The sequence below is a fragment of the Streptomyces sp. MP131-18 genome (assembly GCF_001984575.1).
GTDB lineage: Bacteria > Actinomycetota > Actinomycetes > Streptomycetales > Streptomycetaceae > Streptomyces > Streptomyces johnsoniae.
Genome location: NZ_LZNS01000001.1, coordinates 2,096,745 through 2,117,597, shown reverse-complemented (window position 1 = coordinate 2,117,597; position 20,853 = coordinate 2,096,745). Strand labels below are relative to the sequence as shown.

18 protein-coding genes are annotated in these 20,853 nt (G+C 70.9%); 12 read left to right on the top strand and 6 right to left on the bottom strand.

Translation table 11 applies throughout. From position 1 onward, the window contains the following. Window positions 1–21: 21 nt before the first annotated feature. Entirely contained in the window at window positions 22–495 is a 474-nt protein-coding gene (locus tag STBA_RS09195; RefSeq protein WP_077058773.1) for a MarR family transcriptional regulator, read from the bottom strand. Between the two features lie 147 nt (window positions 496–642). Between STBA_RS09195 and STBA_RS09190 the strand changes: the two genes are divergently transcribed. The 3 genes from STBA_RS09190 to STBA_RS09180 all read left to right on the top strand — a co-directional run bounded on the left by STBA_RS09190 (window position 643) and on the right by STBA_RS09180 (window position 4,787). Continuing rightward, window positions 643–987, top strand: coding sequence for a DUF3817 domain-containing protein (locus STBA_RS09190; protein ID WP_077058772.1), 345 nt, complete (start codon window positions 643–645; stop codon window positions 985–987). 96 nt (window positions 988–1,083) lie between these two features. Continuing rightward, window positions 1,084–2,859: a cellulose synthase catalytic subunit gene (locus STBA_RS09185; RefSeq protein ID WP_077058771.1), complete on the top strand. Its 1,776-nt coding sequence runs from the start codon at window positions 1,084–1,086 to the stop codon at window positions 2,857–2,859. Further along, window positions 2,856–4,787: a kelch motif-containing protein gene (locus tag STBA_RS09180; protein ID WP_077058770.1), complete on the top strand. Its 1,932-nt coding sequence runs from the start codon at window positions 2,856–2,858 to the stop codon at window positions 4,785–4,787. Before STBA_RS09185 ends, STBA_RS09180 begins: the two co-directional genes overlap by 4 nt. A 29-nt stretch (window positions 4,788–4,816) precedes the next feature. Here STBA_RS09180 and STBA_RS09175 read toward each other — a convergent pair whose 3' ends face one another. Next, a complete protein-coding gene (locus tag STBA_RS09175) occupies window positions 4,817–5,839 on the bottom strand; it encodes a glycoside hydrolase family 6 protein (protein ID WP_077058769.1) in 1,023 nt (340 codons plus the stop codon). Window positions 5,840–5,931: 92 nt separating this feature from the next. Between STBA_RS09175 and STBA_RS09170 the strand changes: the two genes are divergently transcribed. The 7 genes from STBA_RS09170 (at window position 5,932) to STBA_RS37690 (ending at window position 12,771) form a co-directional block, all read left to right on the top strand. Further along, window positions 5,932–6,477, top strand: coding sequence for a MarR family transcriptional regulator (locus STBA_RS09170; protein ID WP_077058768.1), 546 nt, complete (start codon window positions 5,932–5,934; stop codon window positions 6,475–6,477). Window positions 6,478–6,495: 18 nt separating this feature from the next. Then, window positions 6,496–6,831 (top strand): DUF3817 domain-containing protein, encoded by a 336-nt coding sequence (locus STBA_RS09165; RefSeq protein ID WP_077058767.1) that lies wholly within the window; start codon window positions 6,496–6,498, stop codon window positions 6,829–6,831. A gap of 112 nt (window positions 6,832–6,943) precedes the next feature. Then, a complete protein-coding gene (locus tag STBA_RS09160; protein ID WP_077058766.1) occupies window positions 6,944–8,644 on the top strand; it encodes a methylmalonyl-CoA mutase family protein in 1,701 nt (566 codons plus the stop codon). Window positions 8,645–8,711: 67 nt separating this feature from the next. Continuing rightward, the gene (locus tag STBA_RS09155; RefSeq protein WP_077058765.1) at window positions 8,712–9,695 is read left to right on the top strand and encodes a tetratricopeptide repeat protein; all 984 of its coding nucleotides are present in this window, start codon (window positions 8,712–8,714) and stop codon (window positions 9,693–9,695) included. Between the two features lie 462 nt (window positions 9,696–10,157). Further along, on the top strand, window positions 10,158–10,772 hold the full coding sequence (locus STBA_RS09150; RefSeq protein ID WP_077058764.1) for a DUF6230 family protein: 615 nt from the start codon (window positions 10,158–10,160) through the stop codon (window positions 10,770–10,772). A 105-nt stretch (window positions 10,773–10,877) separates the two neighbouring features. Beyond that, window positions 10,878–11,423, top strand: a complete 546-nt coding sequence (locus tag STBA_RS09145) for a DUF6114 domain-containing protein (protein WP_077058763.1) — start codon at window positions 10,878–10,880, stop codon at window positions 11,421–11,423. Then, the gene (locus tag STBA_RS37690) at window positions 11,413–12,771 is read left to right on the top strand and encodes a hypothetical protein (protein ID WP_077058762.1); all 1,359 of its coding nucleotides are present in this window, start codon (window positions 11,413–11,415) and stop codon (window positions 12,769–12,771) included. Before STBA_RS09145 ends, STBA_RS37690 begins: the two co-directional genes overlap by 11 nt. A 65-nt stretch (window positions 12,772–12,836) precedes the next feature. Here the strand turns inward: STBA_RS37690 and pyk are convergent, their stop codons facing one another. From pyk to pta, 3 genes are all read right to left on the bottom strand, one after another. Beyond that, the gene (gene pyk, locus STBA_RS09135; RefSeq protein ID WP_077058761.1) at window positions 12,837–14,267 is read right to left on the bottom strand and encodes a pyruvate kinase; all 1,431 of its coding nucleotides are present in this window, start codon (window positions 14,265–14,267) and stop codon (window positions 12,837–12,839) included. A 95-nt stretch (window positions 14,268–14,362) separates the two neighbouring features. Beyond that, a complete protein-coding gene (locus STBA_RS09130; protein ID WP_077058760.1) occupies window positions 14,363–15,589 on the bottom strand; it encodes an acetate kinase in 1,227 nt (408 codons plus the stop codon). Continuing rightward, window positions 15,586–17,709, bottom strand: coding sequence for a phosphate acetyltransferase (pta, locus tag STBA_RS09125; protein WP_077058759.1), 2,124 nt, complete (start codon window positions 17,707–17,709; stop codon window positions 15,586–15,588). The genes STBA_RS09130 and pta overlap by 4 nt, the downstream gene beginning before the upstream one ends. A gap of 234 nt (window positions 17,710–17,943) precedes the next feature. Here pta and STBA_RS09120 point away from each other — a divergent pair, with 234 nt between their 5' ends. Both STBA_RS09120 and STBA_RS09115 read left to right on the top strand, forming a co-directional pair. Then, a complete protein-coding gene (locus tag STBA_RS09120) occupies window positions 17,944–18,969 on the top strand; it encodes an ATP-dependent 6-phosphofructokinase (protein ID WP_077058758.1) in 1,026 nt (341 codons plus the stop codon). Between the two features lie 365 nt (window positions 18,970–19,334). After that, window positions 19,335–19,973 (top strand): hypothetical protein, encoded by a 639-nt coding sequence (locus STBA_RS09115; RefSeq protein WP_143659461.1) that lies wholly within the window; start codon window positions 19,335–19,337, stop codon window positions 19,971–19,973. Between the two features lie 4 nt (window positions 19,974–19,977). On the opposite strand, the gene STBA_RS09110 is transcribed toward STBA_RS09115, so the two are convergent. Continuing rightward, window positions 19,978–20,853, bottom strand: a complete 876-nt coding sequence (locus STBA_RS09110) for a sulfotransferase domain-containing protein (RefSeq protein ID WP_171987678.1) — start codon at window positions 20,851–20,853, stop codon at window positions 19,978–19,980.

Sequence of the window (20,853 nt, the reverse complement as noted above, 5' to 3'; positions counted from 1 at the left end):
CGCGTGCCCGGACGCCGGGCGCTACCGCCCGCGCTGGGCGTGCAGGTGCTCGGCGACGGGTGCGAGGAGACGGTGCAGGGTGGCCAGGTCCTCGGCGCCGAGCAGGTCGAGGAGGTGGCGGCGCACGGACGCCACGTGGTGCGGGGCGACCTCGAGCATGGTGGTCCAGCCCTGCTCGGTGAGCACGGCGAACAGGCCGCGCTTGTCGGAGTCGCAGTTCTCCCGGCGCACGAGGCCGGCCTTCTCCATGCGGGTGATCTGGTGGGACAGTCTGCTCTTGGACTGGAGGGTGGCCGCCGCCAGGTCGCTCATCCGCATGCGGCGGTCGTCGGACTCCGAGAGGTTCACCAGAATCTCGTAATCGTTCATGGTCAGTCCGAACGGCTGGAGGTCCCGTTCGAGCTGGTGCATGAGGAGCTTGGTGACCTCAAGATGCGTGCGCCACGCACGCTGTTCCGCGTCCGTGAGCCAGCGGGTCCCGGTGTCGGTGTCCATGCGGTGAACTGTAACCAACCGCGGTGACCCGGCCGGAATGATCGTTTCACGGCTTGCGACAATGGCGGGGGTTGTGCATTCATTCACGTTCACCCCGTTCCCGTTCCCGTTCCCGTTCCCGTTCCCGTTCCCGGAAAGCGGATTCCCATGGACCTCAAGACCGTCTCCGCCCTGCGCCGGCTCCGTCTGGTGTCCGCCCCAGAAGCGGTCTCCTTCCTGGTGCTGCTGCTCTGCTCCGTGCTGAAGCGGACCACGGACTTTAACGCCGTGCCCGTCATGGGTGCGGTGCACGGCCTCCTCTTCGTCGTGTACGTGCTGTTCTGGGCCGACGCCTGGAACCGCACGAAGTGGCCGCTGAAGACCGCCGCCTGGTACTTCCTGATGTCCGTGCTGCCCGCCGGCGGTTTCTTCGCCGAGCGGAGCCTGCGCCGGGCGCAGGACGACGCGGTGATCGCCGACCGGGCGCGGCGCGAGGGCGTCATCAACGCCTGACCTTCCCTCACTCGGCCCCCCTCGGGTCGACAGGGCCTGTGGCCTGACGTGTCGTTGATATGTCGGCTTTGAGGCTTTCGTCCTGAGGAGGGTGCCGTGCGGCTTGCGGCGTACGACTACGAGACGTTCAGCTGCCTTGCCGGGCCCCTCGCCGAGCCGGAGCCCGGCTACCGGGTCCGCTACCGGACGCTGATCTCCCGTGAGCCGCACCGAATACGCGCCACCCTGCTGATGACGCTCGCGCCGCTGCTGTCCGCGGTGCTGCTGATCTGGCTGGTCTGGCCGAGCCACTGGACCGACCGCGACCACGCGCCCTGGTGGCTGCTCGCCGCGGACGCCGTCATGCTCGGCTGCATCGGGCTCATCGAGCTGTTCCGCCTCGTCAACGTCGTCTCCATCGCGCACGCCACCCTGGTCGCCCGCGACCCCGTGCCCGTCGTCGCCGAGACCGGCACCCGCGTCGCGTTCCTCACCACCTTCGTGCCCGGCAAGGAGCCGCTGGCCATGGTGCGGGCGACCCTGGAGGGGGCCGCCCGGCTCAGGCACCCAGGACCGCTGGACGTCTGGCTGCTCGACGAGGGTGACGACCCCGCCGCCCGCGAGCTGTGCGCGGAGCTGGGCGTGCGGCACTTCACCCGGCACGGCGTCCCCGAGTGGAACCGGCCGAGCGGTCCCCACCGGGCCCGCACCAAACACGGCAACTACAACGCCTGGCTGGCCGCCCACGGCGACGAGTACGACTTCTTCGCCTCCGTGGACACCGACCACGTGCCGCTGCCCGGCTACCTGGAACGGATGCTGGGCTACTTCCGCGATCCCGAGGTCGCGTTCGTCGTCGGGCCGCAGGTGTACGGGAACTACCTGACCCCCGTCACCAAGGCCGCCGAGAGCCAGCAGTTCCTCTTCCACGCCCTGATCCAGCGCGCGGGCAACCGCTACGGCTCCGCCATGTTCGTCGGTACCAACAACGCCGTCCGCATCTCGGCCCTCCGCGGCATCGGCGGCCTCGTCGACTCCGTCACCGAGGACATGGCCACCGGCTTCGAACTCCACCGCGCCGTCAACCCCGACACCGGCAACCGCTGGCGCTCGGTCTACACCCCCGACGTGCTCGCCGTCGGCGAGGGCCCCTCCAGCTGGACCGACTTCTTCTCCCAGCAACTGCGCTGGTCCCGCGGCACCTACGACACCATCCTGCGCCAGTACGGCCGCGGCCCGCGCCGCCACCCGGCCGGCGCCACGTTCGCCTACTCGCTGATGCTGGCCTTCTACCCGATGGCCGCGATCACCTGGGTCCTCGGCGCGCTCGGCTGCGCCCTCTACCTCACCCTCGGCGCCTCCGGTACGCAGGTCGCCTCCTCGGTGTGGATGATGCTCTACAGCGACGTCGCCGCCCTCCAGATCGGCCTGTACATGTGGAACCGGCGGCACAACGTCTCCCCGCACGAACCGGCCGGCTCCTCGGGTGCCGCAGGCATGCTCATGTCCGCGCTCTCCGCGCCGGTCTACGCCCGTTCCCTGCTCGACGCCCTGCTGCGCCGCCGCTCCTCCTTCGTCGTCACCCCCAAGGGCGGCGAGGTGAGCCCCGACCGGCCGGCCACGTTCCGGCTGCACTTCTTCTGGGCAGGCGTCATCGCCTGCGCGTTCCTCTTCTCCTTCGCCGAGGGGCACACCCACGCCGCGATGCGCACCTGGGCGCTGCTCGCCCTCGTCATCTGTCTGGCCCCCGTGGCCGTCTGGCGCCTGGAGCTGCGCCGCGCCGCCGGCTCCGCGCGGCCCGCCGCGGCCGGGCCACCGGGCGCAGGCGAGCCCGGCGCCCCCGAACCCACCGACGACACCGCTCCGCAACGACCCGTGGGAGTTGACGCATGAGGTACCGCCCCAGCGACCGGATGAAGAAGACCGCCGTCGGCACCGGCGCCACCCTGCTGCTCGCCGCGTTCAACGTGCCGGCCGCGCTGAGCTTCGCGCAGGACCGCCTGCACGAGTACCGCATATCCAGGCCCGAGTACCAGGCGCAGTACGGCTCCTGGGACGTCGTGGACGTGCCCGAGGAGTTCCGCACGAACGCCATCCACGCCGCGCTGCTGCGCACCGGCAAGGTGCTGCTGATCGCGGGCTCGGGCAACGTCGAGGAGGAGTTCGACGCCGGGACCTTCCAGACGGTCCTGTGGGACCCGGAGACGAACGAGTTCTCCGAGGTGCCCACCCCCGAGGACCTGTTCTGCGCCGGGCACGCCCAACTGCCGGACGGCCGCCTGCTGGTGGCCGGCGGCACCGCGCGCTACGAGGTGCTCGGCGACGCCGTGACGCACGCGGGCGGCCCGATGCTGCTCAAGAACGAGAACCCGGACGTCGAGCGGAAGTTCGAGAAGGGCACGCGGCTGCGTTCCCCCTCTGGGCAGGAGTACGTCACCGAGGCCACGGTGACCGTGCCGCGGGCCGGGAAGGAGGTCGTGGACGGCGAGGTGCGGATCACAGCGGGCGAGATCCGGGTGTTCGTGGTCGCCGCCGAGGAGGGCGAGGAGGGCGTCGCCAACGGTTCCGCGCAGTACGAGATCGTCGGCCTCAAGGGGCGCGACGCGGACAACTTCTACGGCCTGGCCGGCGAACTGACCCTGGATGACCAGGACTTCCAGGGCATCGACGCGGCTTACGAGTTCGACCCGGAGGCCGAGCGCTACGTGCCCGTGCCGTCCATGGCGGAGGCCCGCTGGTACCCGACGCTCACCGCGCTGCCCGACGGCCGGGTGCTCACCGTCTCCGGGCTCGACGAGGTCGGCGAGGTCGTGCCGGGCATCAACGAGATCTACGACCCGGAGTCGAAGACCTGGTCCGAAGGCCCGGAACGCTACTTCCCCACCTACCCCGCCCTCTTCCTCACCCAGGGCGGCAAGATCTTCTACACCGGCTCCAACGCCGGCTACGGCCCGGCGGACGAAGGCCGCGAGCCCGGCCTGTGGGACCTGGAGGACAACACGTTCACGGAGGTCGGCGGGATCGGCGACCCCGACCAGCTGGAGACCTCCGCCTCTCTGCTGCTGCCCCCGGCCCAGGACCAGCGGTTCATGGTGCTCGGCGGCGGGGGCGTGGGCGAGTCGGAGAAGTCGACGGAGCGCACCGCGATCGTCGATCTCACCGAGGACGACCCCCGCTACCGCGAGGGCCCGTCCCTGCCGCAGGGCACCCGCTATCTCAACAGCGTGATCCTGCCGGACGACACCGTCTTCACCTCCGGCGGCTCGGAGGACTACCGCGGGCGCGGCGAGAGCGACATCCTGCGGGCCCAGTTCTTCGACCCGGCGACGAACGAGTTCCGGCAGGCCGCCGACCCGAAGGTGGGCCGCAACTACCACTCCGAGGCGCTGCTCCTGCCCGACGGCCGGGTCGCGACGTTCGGCTCCGACCCGCTGTTCGGCGACGCGGACAACACGCGCATGGGCGAGTTCGAGAAGCGCATCGAGATCTACACCCCGCCTTACCTCTTCGACGGCAAGGAGGAGACGCGCCCCGTACTCGGCGAGGGCCCGCGGCGGGCCGCGCCCGGCGACACCGTCACGTTCCGCACCGAGCGGCCGGGCCGGATCGAGACGGCCCGCCTGATGCGCCCCAGCGCCGTCACCCACACCACCGACGTGGAGCAGCGTTCCATCGAGCTGGAGATCGAACGCGGCGAGGGCGAGGCGTCGTTCACCATCCCGGACGACACGTCCCTCGTCCCGCCCGGCTGGTACATGCTGTTCGTGACGGACGAGGCGGGCACGCCGTCCGAGGCGACGTGGATTCACGTCGTCGAGTGACCGCGTGCCACTGACCGCGTGAAGCGCGGTCAGCCGGTGCCCGACTCCCGGGCCAGCGCGAGCGCGTAGTCGGGCCACCAGCGGCCCGCGGCGGGGCCACCGCGGCACTCGCCGTCGGACTCGCCGGGGCGCTTGATCCACAGGTAGGCGTCGATCAGGGGGTCGCCGGTGTCCGTCGTGGGCGGGGTGCCGAGCGCCCGGCCCGGCGGGTTGCACCACGCCTCCTCGCCGCCCTCGTAAGGACCGTTCCCGTTGCGGCTGGTGTCGATCACGAAGTGGGCCCCGCCGAGCAGCTCCGACAGCTGGTGCCCGTACGCCGCGCTGTCCCGGAGCGTCTGGAAGTTGGCGACGTTCACGGCGAAACCGTCCGCCCGTTCGACGCCGGACTGCCTGAGCGGGTCGGCGAGGCGGGCCGGCTCGGTGATCCAGCTCGGATTGCCCGCGTCGAGGTAGACCCGGGTGTTCGGCTGCTGCTTCAACCGGTCCACCGCGTGCGCCAGCAGCGCGAAACGCTCGGGCACGTACGACGCGTCGGTGCAGCCGTCCGCCGTGTGCGGCACCGCGTCCGGCTCCAGGATCACGGTGGCCGACGTGTCCCCGATGGCCGCGGCGAAGGAGTCGATCCACCCGTGGTAGGCCCCCGCGCCCGCCGCGCCGCCCTGCGAGTACTGGCCGCAGTCGCGGTGCGGAATGTTGTAGGCCACCAGCACCGCCATCCGGTCCTGCGCCGTGGCCGCCCCGGTCACCGCCCGGACCCGCGGCGCGGGGTCCTCCTCGCCCGGCGGCCACGTCGCCACCGGGCGGTCGGCGATGCGCCGCAGGAGCTCCGCGTCCTCGGCCCGGCCCGCCGCCTCCCACTCCCGCACCTGCCGCGCGGCCGGGCTCTCGGGGTCCACCCAGAACTCCGCGCCCGCGTCCGCCGCCTGCGACGGGTCCTCCTCCTCGGGCCCGCCGGGGCCGGAGGAGCCGCCGGAGCCGGAGGTGCAGCCGAGGGCGAGGAGGGCGCAGATCACGGCCGCGGCGAGGCGCCGGATGCGAAGACTGCCGTACATGGCGTCATCGTGTCATGACGGAACGTGCCCGCCCGGCAGCGCCACCGACCGCTCGGCGGCACTCGCCGCGGCTGGGCCGATAGGGTCGCCGCGTGCCGAAACCGCTCAGCCTTCCTTTTGATCCGATCGCCCGTGCCGACGACCTCTGGAAACGCCGCTGGGGACCGGCGCCGTCCATGGCGGCGATCACCTCGATCATGCGGGCCCACCAGATCCTGCTGGCCGAGGTGGACGCGGTGGTCAAGCCCTACGGGCTCACGTTCGCCCGCTACGAGGCGCTGGTCCTGCTCACCTTCAGCAAGGCGGGCGAGCTGCCGATGTCCAAGATCGGCGAGCGGCTGATGGTCCACCCCACCTCCGTCACCAACACGGTGGACCGCCTGGTGCGCTCCGGCCTGGTGACCAAGCGGCCGAACCCCAACGACGGCCGCGGCACCCTGGCGTCGATCACCGAGGAGGGCCGGGCGGTGTGCGACGCCGCGACCCGCGACCTGATGGCGGTCGACTTCGGACTCGGCGCCTACGACGACGAGGAGTGCGAGGAGATCTTCGCGCTGCTGCGCCCGCTGCGGATCGCGGCCCGCGACTTCGAGGGCGGTGCGGGCTTCGAGGGGGCCGGGGAAGATCGCCCCGAATGACCGGATAGGCTCGGCCGCATGAAGCGGAGTGTGCTCACGCGATACCGCGTCATGGCCTACGTCACCGCCGTGATGCTGCTGGTCCTTTGCACCTGCATGGTCTTCAAGTACGGCTTCGACACGGGCGACGACGTCACCTTCATGGTCTCGCAGGCCCACGGCCTGCTGTTCATGATCTACCTGGTCTTCGCCTTCGACCTCGGCCACAAGGCCCGCTGGCCCTTCGGCAAGCTGCTGTGGGTCCTGGTGTCGGGGACGATCCCGTTCGCCGCGTTCGTCGTCGAGCGGCGGATCAGCGCGGAGGTGCAGCCGCTGCTGGAGGACGAGGAGCAGTCCGAGCCCGTCGGCGCATAACGCCGCGGACCGCAGGCCGCGGTCCGCGGCGCAATGCGGAGTCCTACAGCCCTCCGGCTCCGGAGGGCTCTGCACTCGACAGTTACTAGGACGTCCAAGTAAATTGGGCGGTATGGACTCCGACGCCATCACCGCGGGCCGCCTACGCTGGCAGGCTCGCTTCGACGCGTCCCGTACCCGGGACGCCGACTTCTCCACGCTCTCCGGCGATCCCGTTGAGCCCGTGTACGGACCCCGTCCCGGCGACACCTACGAGGGCTTCGAGCGCATCGGCTGGCCCGGCGAGTTCCCCTTCACGCGCGGCCTGTACCCCACCGGCTACCGGGGCAGGACGTGGACGATCCGCCAGTTCGCCGGCTTCGGGAACGCGGAGCAGACCAACGAGCGCTACCGCATGATCCTGGACGCCGGGGGCGGCGGCCTCTCGGTCGCGTTCGACATGCCCACGCTCATGGGCCGCGACTCGGACGACCCGCGCTCGCTCGGCGAGGTCGGCCACTGCGGCGTCGCCATCGACTCCGCGGCCGACATGGAGGTCCTCTTCCGCGGCATTCCGCTCGGCGAGGTCACCACCTCCATGACGATCAGCGGGCCGGCCGTGCCCGTCTTCTGCATGTACGTCGTGGCCGCGGAGCGGCAGGGGGTGGACCTCGGCACGCTCAACGGGACGCTCCAGACCGACATCTTCAAGGAGTACATCGCGCAGAAGGAGTGGCTCTTCGCACCCGAGCCGCACCTGCGGCTCATCGGCGACCTGATGGAGTTCTGCTCCGCGCGCATCCCCGACTACAAGCCGCTGTCCGTCTCCGGCTACCACATCCGCGAGGCCGGGTCCACCGCCGCGCAGGAGCTGGCCTACACGCTCGCCGACGGCTTCGGCTACGTGGAGCTCGGCCTCAGTCGCGGCCTGGACGTGGACACGTTCGCGCCAGGACTGTCGTTCTTCTTCGACGCCCACCTCGACTTCTTCGAGGAGATCGCCAAGTTCCGCGCCGCCCGCCGCATCTGGGCGCGCTGGCTGCGCGACGTCTACGGCGCCACGAGCGAGCGCGCCCAGTGGCTGCGCTTCCACACCCAGACCGCGGGCGTCTCGCTGACCGCCCAGCAGCCGTACAACAATGTGGTGCGCACCGCCGTGGAGGCGCTGGCCGCGGTGCTCGGCGGCACCAATTCGCTGCACACCAACGCGCTGGACGAGACGCTGGCCCTCCCCAGCGAGCGGGCCGCCGAGATCGCGTTGCGCACGCAGCAGGTGCTGATGGAGGAGACCGGCGTCACCAACGTCGCCGATCCGCTCGGCGGCTCCTGGTTCGTCGAGCAGCTGACCGACCGGATCGAGGCCGAGGCCGAAAAGATCTTCGAGCAGATCCTGGAGCGCGGCAGGCGCGCGGTGCCCGACGGGCAGCACCCGATCGGGCCGGTCACCTCCGGGCTGCTGCGCGGCATCGAGGAGGGCTGGTTCACGGGACATATCGCCGAGGCCGCGTTCCGCTACCAGCAGGCGCTGGAAAAGGGCGAGAAGCGCGTCGTCGGCGTCAACTGCCACACCGGCTCGGTCACCGGTGAGCTGGAGATCCTGCGCGTCGGACACGAGGTCGAACGGGAGCAGGTGCGCGCCCTGGCCGCCCGCCGGGCGGCGCGCGACGAGGCGGACGTCCGGGCGGCACTCGGCGGCCTGCTCGACGCCGCTGGCTCCGGGCGGAACATGATCGAGCCCATGCTGCGTGCGGCGCGCGCGGAGGCGACCCTGGGGGAAATCTGCGGAACGTTGCGGGACGAGTGGGGCACTTGGACCGAGCCGCCCGGCTTTTAGCCCCCTCCGGGCCCCGCCACCGCGGGGCCCGTACCCGAACGGTCACGGAAGGGGGGAGACTGGTCTCATGCAGCCACGCAATATGTCCATGAGCGGAGCCGTTGACCTCTCCGCGGTGAAGGCGGCCGCAGAGGCCAAGCAGAAGGCGGAGCAGGCCCGCGCTCAGCGGGCCACGGCCCAGGCGGGCGGGCAGCAGCCGGAAGCCCACGTCCAGCTGGTCATCGATGTCGACGAGTCGACCTTCGAGCAGGAGGTGCTCCAGCGCAGCACCGAGGTCCCGGTCGTCATCGACTTCTGGGCCGAGTGGTGCGGTCCCTGCAAGCAGCTCAGCCCGATCCTGGAGCGGCTGGCCGAGGAGTACGCCGGGCAGTTCGTCCTTGCCAAGATCGATGTCGACTCCAACCAGATGTTGTTCCAGCAATTCGGGGTGCAGGGCATCCCCGCGGTGTTCGCCGTGATCGCGGGCCAGGCGCTGCCGCTGTTCCAGGGGGCCGCGCCCGAGCCGCAGGTGCGGCAGGTACTCGACCAGCTGATCGAGGCGGCGGAGCAGCGCTTCGGCATCGTCGGCACGCAGGTCGACCCGGCGCAGGCCGCCGCGGACCGCCAGGTCCAGGAGCCGGTCGAGCCCGAGCCGCCGTCCAACCCGGCGCTGGCCGCGGCGCACGCCGCGCTGGACGGGGGAGACCTGGGCGGGGCGATCCAGGCCTACGAGAACGTGCTGGCCGAGGAGCCGGCGAACGTGGAGGCCAAGCTCGGCCTCGCCCAGGCCCAGCTCCTGAACCGGATTCAGGGCACGGACCCGGACCGGGCGCGCAAGGCCGCCGCGGACCGCCCCGAGGACGTCGCCGCGCAACTGGCCGTCGCCGACCTCGACCTGGTCGGCGGGCACGTCGAGGACGCGTTCGGCCGGCTGGTCGGCACGGTGCAGCGCACGTTCGGTGAGGACCGGGACGCGGCGCGGGTCCGGCTGCTTGAACTGTTCGAGGTCGTCGGCCCCGACGACCCGCGCGTGATCGCCGCCCGCGGCGCGCTCGCGCGCGTGCTCTTTTGAGCCGCGGCCCTCTCATCCAGCGACAGCGGCCGCGCTTTACCAAAACTTGGTAAACGCGGCCGCTGTCACATTGTGTAGTTCCTGTTGGTGATTTCGGGCGTGTTACGTCCTATTTGGTGCGCGTGTGGGGTGACCTGTTGTGTGCACCGTGCGTGCGGAAGTCCGGGCGTTCTCCACGGATTTCCCACATCGGTATTACTGGCAAGTAATGAACCCCTTGTGTCATCCCGTGAGATGCACCACGATCGGCCAAGCCGATGGAGTCACGTGTCGGCCTCGGGGCAGGGGGGTTCCCGCCCGTCGGGCGGGACCTGTTCCGCAGTGAGCCGCGTACACCGCGGCCAGTGGCTGTCGCCGGGGTGCAGTCCGGGGATAACGCGCTTCTCCTCTCCAGGCGCCGGACGCCTGCTGACCACAGTCGCCGGGTCGTGTGGAGATGTTCGTCCGTGAAGGAGGAAAGTCATGGAGTCACAGGCTCGCGGCGGCACCAGATGGCGGCGATTCGGTCTGGTCATGGTGCCGAGCGTGGCCGCAACCGCAGCCATAGGCGTCGCCCTGGCCCAGGGCGCGCTGGCCGCTTCGTTCAGCGTTTCCGGGCAGGAGTTCAAAGTGAGTGTCGACCGGCTGTACGGCGAAGGATTCGTACAGTACGGCGCGAGCGTCAATCCGCCGGGACCCGGACGGGAGCCGGTCGCGGTCTCGGCGTTCGAGCGCGCCGAGATCAACAACCTCTGCCAGTCGGTCGTTGTCCCGGTGCCCTTCATCGGGGACGTCACCCTGAAGATCGGGGCGGGCAGCGACCCGAGCAACCCGGTCATCGCCGACAACCTGTTCATCGATATCTCGCAACTGGACGCGCAGGCCGTGTTCACGAACATCGACATCGGTGTCAGCGTCGACGATCAGTCGAGAGGACCCGACCCGACAGGGGAGTTCACCCCCGGCTCGTTCGGGCAGCAGGCAGAGTCCGTCGTGCTCACCGATGTCGAGCAGACCGCGTGGGCCACGTCCGCAGGCACGTTCGAGCTCACCGATCTGAGCTTGAGTCTGCATGCGGGCAAGGACGAGTGCTTCTGACGGCATGAGCCGTGCCTGGGGCAGAGCGGACTCCCGTCTCTGCCCCAGGGAAAACGCCGTATCGTGCGTCCCGCCACTGAATCGCGCCACTGGGGAGTACGTGCCGTGAGCATCAACACCGAGGGTCAGCCCATTGTTTCCTTTTTCTCCCGCGGACGCCTTGCGTTCCGGTACTTCCGGTGGCGGCGGCCCTTCTGGGCCGGCCTGTTCGTCCTGATCGCGGGACTGCCGATCGCCTACTTCCCGTACCGGAACGTCACCTTCGGCGATCTCACCGTCCGCATGGCCACCACGGCGGGTGCGGGGTCGCTGGTGATCGGGATTCTGCTGATGCTGCTCGGGCTCACCATATGGTTCCAGCCGCACGTGCGGATATTCGCGGGCGTCGCGGCGATTCTGCTGGCGCTGGTGTCCCTGATCGTCTCGAACTTCGGCGGATTTCTCGTCGGATTCCTCTTCGGGATGATCGGCGGGGCGATGAGCGTCGCGTGGCTGCCGGGCGAGCAGCGTTCCGCGGCTGACGAGCAAGACACAGGGGACCGGGAGCCGCCGGCCACGACTCCCGGCACCGGCAGCGCGCTGGCCGGTTTCGAGGGGGCCGCACCCGAGCGCGGGAAGGACCCGGGGAAGGGGAAACACCGTGCCGACTGACGACATAGCACCGGCCGACGCGGCGGCCGAGGAGGGCCCGCGGCACGCCGCCCCCCGCAAGACGCTGCTGCAACGTCTGCACATGCCGGTGGGGAAAGCGATCGCTCTGGCGGCGATGCCCTCGGCGGCGCTGATGGGGATGGGGTTCACCTCGCCGTTGGCCAAGGCCGACCCGCAGCCCCCGGAGAACCCGTTCCAGAGCGGGCCGTGCGTGGCCGTTCCCGACGGCGAGCAGCCGGGCGAGGAGCCGGAGGAGCCGGAACAGCCCGCGGAGGAACCGGCGGAGGAGCCCGAGCCCGAGTCCGAGGAGGAGCCGGCCGGGGAACCGGAGCCTGATCCGGAGCCGGAGGAGGCGCAGGACACCGCGGAGGCCGAGGGCGCCGTGGGGGACGCGGGAGCCGCCGACGGGGCCGCAGAGCCGGAGGAAGCGGCCGAGGAGCCCGAAGCGGAGCCGGAAGAGGAGCCCGCCGCGGGGGAGTTCGACCCCAGGGACCCGCTCGGGCTCGGGCAGGGCCTTGAGGACCTGGGCAACGGTCTGGAGGACCTGCTCACGCCGGGCCGCCGGGACGAGGAGCGGCCCGAGGACACGGAGCCGCCCGAGGAGCCCGTCGCCCCGGAGGAGCCGGAGGAGCCGGAGGAGCCGGAAGAGCCCGCGGAGCCCGCGGAGGAGCCGTCCGAGGACCCCGGGGCGCGGCAGGAAGAGGCCGCGGAAGAGCCGGCGGCCGAGGAGGAGCCCGCGGAGGAGCCCGCGGAGGAGCCCGCGGAGGACGCGGCGGGCGAGGACGAAGCCGAGAACGACGAAGAGGCGGGTGCGGACCTGTTCGCGCCGGACGCGGCGGGCCGCGAGCCGTTCCCCTGTCCCGTCGAGGAGTCCGTGGCCGGGACGGACGAGCAGACGCCCCGCACGCTGCCGAACGACCCCTGGTACCTGGAGGCGACCTACCTCACCCTGGCGGGCCTCCAGTACCACGGCGTCGTCAACGTCACCACCGCGGACGGCACCACCAAGCAGGTGCTCAAGTTCACCGCGGAGAAGGTGGACATCGGCAACCTGCACCAGATCGTGGACGGCCAGGGGGGCGTGCGCACGCACGTGGGCACCGCCGAGGGCTCCAACTCCACCTTCAGGAACGGCACCGTCACCATGTACACCGAGCGGCTCGAAGGAAACCTGTTCGGCGTCATCCCCATCGTGTTCGACCCGGAGCACCAGCCGCCGCTGGATCTGCCGGTGGTCCACTTCACCGACGTGTTCGTCACGCAGGCGGGGCAGTTCGGCGGCACGCTGACCATGCAGGGCATGAAGATCTATCACACCCACGACGGCCCGACCGTTCCCCCGGCCTGACGGGCACGGACCGGGGAGCCGCGCGTCCCCCGGTCCCCGCCCCCGGCGCCGGCCGCGCGACGGCCTTAAACGCCGCCGTGTCCACCGAGGTGGTGGACGCGCACCATGTTGGTCGTGCCCGGCACGCCGGGAGGGGAACCGGCCGTGATGATCATGGTGTCGCCCTGGGAGAAGCGGTTGAGGCGCGACAGTTGGGCGTCGCACAACTCCACCATTTCGTCCGTGTGGTTGGCGTGCCGCACGACGAACGTCTCGACGCCCCAGCTCAGCGTCAGCTGGTTGCGGGTCCCGATGTCGGAGGTGAACGCCAGGATCGGCTGCACCGCGCGGTACCGCGAAAGGCGCCGCGCGGTGTCCCCGGACTGGGTGAACGCCACCAGCGCCTTCGCGTCGAGGAAGTCCGCCATCTCGGCCGCGGCGCGGGCCACGGACCCGCCCTGGGTGCGCGGCTTCTTGCCCGGCACCAGCGGCAGCAGGCCGCGCGAGAGCAGCTCGCTCTCCGCGGCCACCACGATCTTCGACATGGTCTTGACCGTCTCGATCGGATAGCGGCCCACGGACGACTCGGCGGACAGCATGACCGCGTCGGCGCCGTCGAGGATCGCGTTCGCCACGTCGGACGCCTCGGCGCGCGTCGGGCGGGAGTTGGTGATCATCGACTCCATCATCTGGGTCGCCACGATCACCGGCTTGGCGTTCCTGCGGCACAGGCCGATCAGCCGCTTCTGCACCATCGGCACGCGCTCAAGCGGGTATTCGACCGCGAGGTCGCCGCGCGCCACCATCACCCCGTCGAAGGCCAGGACGACCTCCTCCATGTTGTCGACCGCCTGCGGCTTCTCCACCTTGGCGATCACCGGGACGCGGCGGCCCACCCGGTCCATCACGCGGTGCACGTCCCGCACGTCGCCCGCGTTCCGCACGAACGACAGCGCCACCATGTCGGCGCCGAGCCGCAGCGCGAACTCCAGGTCCTCCACGTCCTTCTCGGACAGCGCGGGCACGTTCACCGCGACGCCCGGCAGGTTGATGCCCTTGTGGTCGGAGATCACGCCGCCCTCGATGACGATGGTCCGCACGCGCGGCCCGTCGACCTCGGTGACCTGGAGCGACACGTTCCCGTCGTTGATCAGGATGGTCTCGCCCTTGGCGACGTCGCCCGGCAGCCCCTTGTAGGTGGTGCCGCAGATCGACCGGTCGCCGGCGACATCCTCGGTGGTGATGGTGAACTCGTCGCCGCGCTGGAGCTCCACCGGCCCGTTGGCAAACGTTTCCAGCCGGATCTTCGGCCCCTGGAGGTCGGCCAGCACGCCCACCGGCCGGCCCGTGTCCTCGCTGGCCTTGCGCAGCCGGTGGTACCGCTCCTCGTGCTCCTCGTGGGACCCGTGGCTGAAGTTGAAACGGGCCACGTTCATGCCCGCGTCGATCAGGGCCTTGAGCTGCTCGAAGGAATCGACGGCGGGGCCCAGGGTGCAGACGATTTTGGAACGGCGCATGGTGGCGATCCTATCGATTTGTTCCGTAGCTGAATTATCGGCGGGGTCAGGCTATCCGAGCGTGCTCGCGCGCATCCACGAACGCTCCCGGACCCTCACGATCCGACCAGGGCGAACACCTGGGTCGCGATCTCCAGTTCCTCGTCCGTGGGCACCACGGCGACCGCGACCCGAGCGTACTCCGGGGAGATCAGCCGGGGGCCGCTCTCCCGCGCGGTGTTCGCCGACTCGTCCACCTCGATGCCCAGCCCGTCCAGGCCCGCCACGGCCGCGGACCTGACCGGTGCCGCGTTCTCCCCGACCCCGGCGGTGAACGCGACCGCGTCGACCCGGCCGAGCACCGCGCAGTAGGCGCCGATGTACTTCTTCAGCCGGTGGATGTAGACGTCGAAGGCGAGCCGCGCGTCCTCGTCCCCCTCCGCCCTGCGCCGCAGCACTTCCCGCATGTCGTTGTCGCCGCACAGCCCCATCAGGCCCGAGCGCTGGTTCAGCAGCACGTCGATGTCCTCCATGGCCAGGCCGGCGACCCGCGACAGGTGGAAGACCACCGCCGGATCGATGTCGCCCGAGCGGGTACCCATCACGAGCCCTTCCAACGGGGTCAGGCCCATCGACGTCTCCACGCACCGGCCGCCCGCCACCGCCGAGGCCGACGCGCCGTTGCCCAGGTGCAGCACGATCACGTTCACCGCCGACGGCTCGCGCCCCAGCAGCGCGGCCGTGCGCCGCGCCACGTACGCGTGCGAGGTGCCGTGGAAGCCGTACTTGCGGATGCGGTGCTCCTCGGCCGTCTTGGCGTCGAGCGCGTAGCGCGCCGCGTGCTCCGGGATCGTCGTGTGGAACGCCGTGTCGAAGACCGCGACCTGCGGCACGTCCCCGTTCAGCGCCATGGCCGTCCTGATCCCGGCGATGTTCGCCGGGTTGTGCAGCGGCGCCAGCGGCACCAGACGTTCGATCTCGGCGAGCACGCCCTCGTCCACCACCGTCGGCTCGGTGAACCACCGCCCGCCGTGCACCACACGGTGGCCCACCGCGGCCAGCTCCGGCGCGTCGAGGCCGAGCCCGTCCGCCGCCAGCTCCTCGGCCGCCGCGGTCAGCGCCGCCCGGTGGTCCGGCAGATCCGCCTCCCGCTCGCGCCGCTCGCCGCGCGCCGGGGTGTGCACCAGGCGCGCGGAACGTTCCCCGATGCGCTCCACCAGACCAGTGGCGAGCCGCGCGGCGCCGTTCACGGTGCCGTTCATGTCGAGCAGCTGGTATTTCACCGACGACGAGCCGGAGTTGAGAACGAGTACCCGGCTGCCCGCACGCCTCGTGCGCGTCACGACGCCACCTCCTCCTGATCGGCCTCCTGATCGGCAAGGCCGCCCTGCTGGGCCTGGATCGCGGTGATGGCGACCGTGTTGACGATGTCCTGCACCAGCGCGCCCCGCGACAGGTCGTTCACCGGCTTGCGCAGCCCCTGGAGCACGGGCCCCACGGCGACCGCGCCCGCCGAGCGCTGGACCGCCTTGTACGTGTTGTTCCCGGTGTTCAGGTCGGGGAAGACCAGGACCGTCGCCTGCCCGGCCACCTTCGACCCCGGCAGTTTCGTCGCCGCCACCGAAGGCTCGACCGCCGCGTCGTACTGGATCGGGCCCTCCACCATCAGCTCCGGGCGCAGCCGCCGCACCAGCTCCGTCGCCTCGCGCACCTTGTCCACGTCCGCGCCGGAGCCGGAGGTGCCGGTCGAGTACGACAGCATCGCGATCCGCGGCTCCACCCCGAACTGGGCCGCGGTCGCCGCCGACTGGATCGCGATGTCCGCCAGCTGCGCCGCGTCCGGGTCCGGATTGACCGCGCAGTCGCCGTAGGCCAGCACCTTGTCCGCCAGGCACATGAAGAACACGGAGGACACGATCGACGCCTCCGGCTTCGTCCTGATCACCTCGAACGCCGGCCGGATCGTCGCCGCCGTCGAATGCGCCGCGCCCGAGACCATGCCGTCGGCCAGCCCTTCCTTCACCATCAGCGTTCCGAAGTACGACACGTCCGCCACCACGTCGTGCGCCAGTTCGTAGGTGACGCCCCGGTGCGCCCGCAGCCCCGCGTACACCTCGGCGAACCGTTCGCGCAGCGGCGAGGTCACCGGATCGGTGATCCGCACCGGCAGGTCGCCGCCCGTCAGGTCGATGCCAAGATCCGCCGCCCGCTTGCGCACGGCCGTCTCGTCGCCGAGCAGCGTCAGCTCGCACACGTTCCGCCGCAGCAGCACCTCGGCCGCGCGCAGCACCCGTTCCTCGGTGCCCTCGGGCAGCACCACGTGCCGCCGGTCCGCGCGGGCCCGCTCGATCAGCCGGTGCTCGAACATCATCGGGGTGACCCGGTCGCCGCGCACCAGCGATATCCGTTCGGTCAGCGCCTGCGTCGCCACATGCCGCTCGAACACCCCGAGCGCGATCTCCGCCTTCCGCGGCGTGGCCGCCGTCAGCTTGCCCTCGAGGCCGGAGAGCGCGGTGGCGGTGGCGAACGAGCCGTCGGGCACGGACAGCACCGGCGTCCCCGGCGCGAGGCGGGCGGCCAGCGCCATCGTCTCCTCGCCCGGGCGCGCGCCCAGCGTCAGCAGGAGCCCCGCGATCGGCGGCGCGCTCGCGGAGTGTGCCGCCAGCGCGCCCACCACCAGATCCGCGCGGTCGCCCGGCGTGAGCACCAGGCAGCCCTCGGTCAGCGCGGGCAGGAAAACCGGCAGCGTCGCCCCGCCGAACACGAAGTCCCGCACGTCGCGCGCCAGCCCCGTCGCGTCGCCCAGCAGCACCTCGGCCCCCAGCGCCTCCCGCACCTGCGCCACGGTCGGCGCGGCCAGCGCGGGCTCCTCCGGCAGCACCCACACCGGAACGGGCAGGTGACCCGCCAGCTCACGGGCCGCCCGCACGGCGTGGCTGTCGCGGACCCGGTTCACCATCATGGCGATCACCTCGCAGCCGAGCGAGGCGTACGCGTGGTGGGCGTTGCGCACCTCGGCCACGATCGAATCCCCGCCCTGCCCCAGGCCGGACACCACGGGCAGCACCGCCGCGCCGAACTCGTTCGCCAGCCGCGCGTTCAGCGACAGCTCCGCGGGCAGTTGCGTGTCGGCGTAGTCGGTGCCCAGGACGAGCACCACCTCGTACTGGCGCGTGACCGCGTGGAACCGGTCGAGCAGCCGCCCCACCAGGGCGTCCGTGCCGCGCTCCGCCAGCAGCTCCGCGGCCTGCGCGTAGTGCAGGCCGCGCGCCGCCCCGGGCGACTGGGCCAGCCGGTAGCGGGCGCGGAGCAGGTCGAAGACCGGATCGGGGCCCTCGTGCGCCAGCGGCCGGAACACCCCCACCCGGTCCACCTGGCGCGTCAACAGCTCCATGAGCCCCAGCTCGATCGCCTGCCGGCCGTCCCCGCGGCCGATACCGGCCACGTACACGCTGCGCGTCACTTTCCCGTCCCGTCCCCGTCGTCCCGTCGCAAGCCTGGTGTGAGGGGTTCCGGGCAGCATCCCTCCTATCGACCGTACCCGTGAGAGGTAATGGGGCGCGCGTCGGGTTGACGAGCGCCGTTCGAACGTGCCGCCTTCTCGTGAAACAATTCGGGCGGCCGCGAGGGAGCGGTCGCCGATCCCAGCCTTGCCTGTCCCCGACCCCCGTCCCAAGCGAGCAGGAGAGCGTTCCCCATGCGCATCGGAGTTCTCACCGCCGGCGGTGACTGCCCTGGCCTCAACGCCGTGATCCGGTCGGTTGTGCACCGTGCCGTCGTGGACCGGGGCGACCAGGTGATCGGTTTCGAGGACGGCTTCAAAGGGCTCCTCGAAGGGCGCTACCGCGAGCTGGACATCAACGAGGTGAGCGGCATCCTGGCCCGCGGCGGCACCATCCTCGGCTCCAGCCGCCTGGAGCGGCACCGGCTTGCCGAGGCGTGCGACAACGCGGAGGCGTTCCGGCACAAGCTCAGCCTGGACGCCCTCATCCCGATCGGCGGCGAGGGCACCCTGACCGCGGCGCGCATGCTCTCCGACGCCGGTATCCCGGTCGTGGGCGTGCCCAAGACCATCGACAACGACATTTCGGCCACCGACCGCACCTTCGGCTTCGACACGGCCGTCGGCGTCGCCACCGAGGCCATCGACCGGCTGAAGACGACCGCGGAGTCGCACCAGCGGGTCATGGTCGTCGAGGTCATGGGGCGGCACGCGGGCTGGATCGCGCTGGAGGCCGGCATGGCCGGCGGCGCGCACGGCATCTGCATCCCCGAGCGGCCCTTCCAGATCGACGACCTGTGCAAGATGGTCGAGGAACGGTTCGCGCGCGGCAAGAAGTTCGCCGTGATCTGCGTCGCCGAGGGCGCCCGCCCGGCCGAGGGCTCCATGCCGTACGAGCGCGGCGAGATCGACCCGTACGGCCATGAGCGGTTCACGGGCATCGGCCAGCGCCTCGCCGACGAGCTGGAGCACCGGCTCGGCAAGGAGGCCCGCGCGATGATCCTCGGCCACATCCAGCGCGGCGGCACCCCGACCGCCTACGACCGGGTGCTGGCCACCCGCTTCGGCTGGCACGCGGTGGAGGCCGCACACCACGGCGAGTTCGGCAGGATGACGGCACTGCGCGGCACGGACATCGTGATGGCCCCCCTGGCCGACGCGACGGCGGAGCTGAACCGCGTTCCGCAGAACCGGATGGACGAGACGGAAGCGGTGTTCTGACCGGCCCCCCTCGCGCCCCGTGCCCCGCGCCCGACGGGCGCGGATTCGCCCGTTCCCACCGCATATCCGGCACGGATGAACGGGAATGCTCGTAAAGACGCATTCCGGTGGAGTCGCACGAGATCTTCACGTCTTCTTGCGGTGATTCTGCGAAAAAGGTCACCGGCGTCGAGTTTGCCCGCGTGAGCAGGGCGGGAGAATGCCATGTTCGGCCTTTTCCGCTCGGTGGGGCTATCCCTTTGACTTCTGGTCCGTTGCCAAAGACTTCCGAAGTCTGGGAGAGTCTGGGCTGACTGACGGAGCCGCGGAAGTGGCGATGAGCCGGGAAAGGGCAAAAGATGATGCGGGGCGATGGCGGGTCCGTCATGCGAGGATTGGCGGGGTCCCTGCTCTTTCTGGCGATTCTCGGCGTCAGCGGATGCGGGAACGAGGAGGCCGGCCAGGCCGAGGAGCCGGGAGCGGCCCAGCCGTCGACGGAAGAGTTCGTCGCGGCCGACCGGGTGTGCGACGGAGCCTTTTCGCGGGTGGCGCGGGACCTGGAGGGTTTAACCGGCGCGGTCGAGTTTGTGGACAGGCCCGCTCTCGGGGAATCCCTCGATATACCCGCCTTTATCCGGGCACTTCGAGAGTCCCAGGGGGCGGAGGAGCAGTTCTGCCGTGTCTTCACACCCACCTCGGGCATTCTCCCGGCCCTGGAAGTATTTTTCGGCTGGGAGCCGCCGGACGACGGCACGGAATCCACGACGGAAGACGGGACAGCCCTCCGTTACGACACCGGGGAGAGCGCCCTCTCCCGGAACCAGTCCGCGGTCATCACCTTCCCCTGCACGGTGGAAGGCCGGGACGGAGACCTCCTCAAGGCCCGGCTCGCCAGTCCGCGCGGCGGTGAGCCGGACGAACGCATCACGGTGCTCAACGCGGCATCGCTGGCCATCGCCCGGGGCTTCGGCTGCCTGGACGAGTCCGGCCTGAGCACGGGCCCGCCGCAGCGGCTGGAGCCCTGAGGGGTCAGGCGCTGCGGGTCAGCCAGGCCCTCAGGTCTTCCGGAAGCGGGGCCACCGCCGCCCGGTAGAGGGCCAGGGCCGCCGCTTCCGGACCGGCGCCACGCCACTGGCCGTTCCTGCCGCGGTGGAAGAACTCGAAGTTCGAGACGATGTCGGCAACCGAGCCCTTGGTGAAGATCCGCTCGGGTTCCGCCTTCATGGCCGAGAACCGGCACGCGGCCACCAGGCCGGGCCAGACCGACTCGTCGACAGGAATGCCGAGGAACGCGCTGATGCGCCGCATTTCGCCGTCCAGGTCGTTCAGCAGATCTTGGTAGTGCAGGAAGAGGACGTTCGGCCGGTCGCGCATCGCCCACCACGATTCCAGGTGCCGGGTGGGGGAGTTGAACGGCCAGCCGTTCGGCTCCCACGGGAAGGCGCTGCGGGTGAAGTAGGCGGGCCAGTAGTCGGCCAGGTCGTCGGCGATGACCGGCTGCTCCGGGGTGTGCACGTCCTCGCCGGTCGGAGACGTCACCCGGTCGTCGGCCGTCGCGTTCATGCCGCGGGCGTGATTGTGGGCGGACACCACCGTGTCACGCGGGTCGCGGCCGACGATCAGATAGGACGTTCCGGAGTGGAACGGCAGCCCGTCCAGCGGGAGATGGCTCTTGATGAACCGCCGGTGCCGTTGCCCGTCCAGGGTGCGCAGCATGTCGTCGCGTGCGGTGAACGTGCCGTCGAGCCACGGGCTGACGTCCATGAGGGGCGCGCCGAGCCGCGTGTGCTGGAACACCAGAACGGACACGATGCGCTGGGTCCAGGTGGTGCCCACCTTGGGCGCGGTGGAAATGACGATGTCGCCTTCGCGCGGCTGAAATCCGTCCCAGTGGGTGCTGTCCAT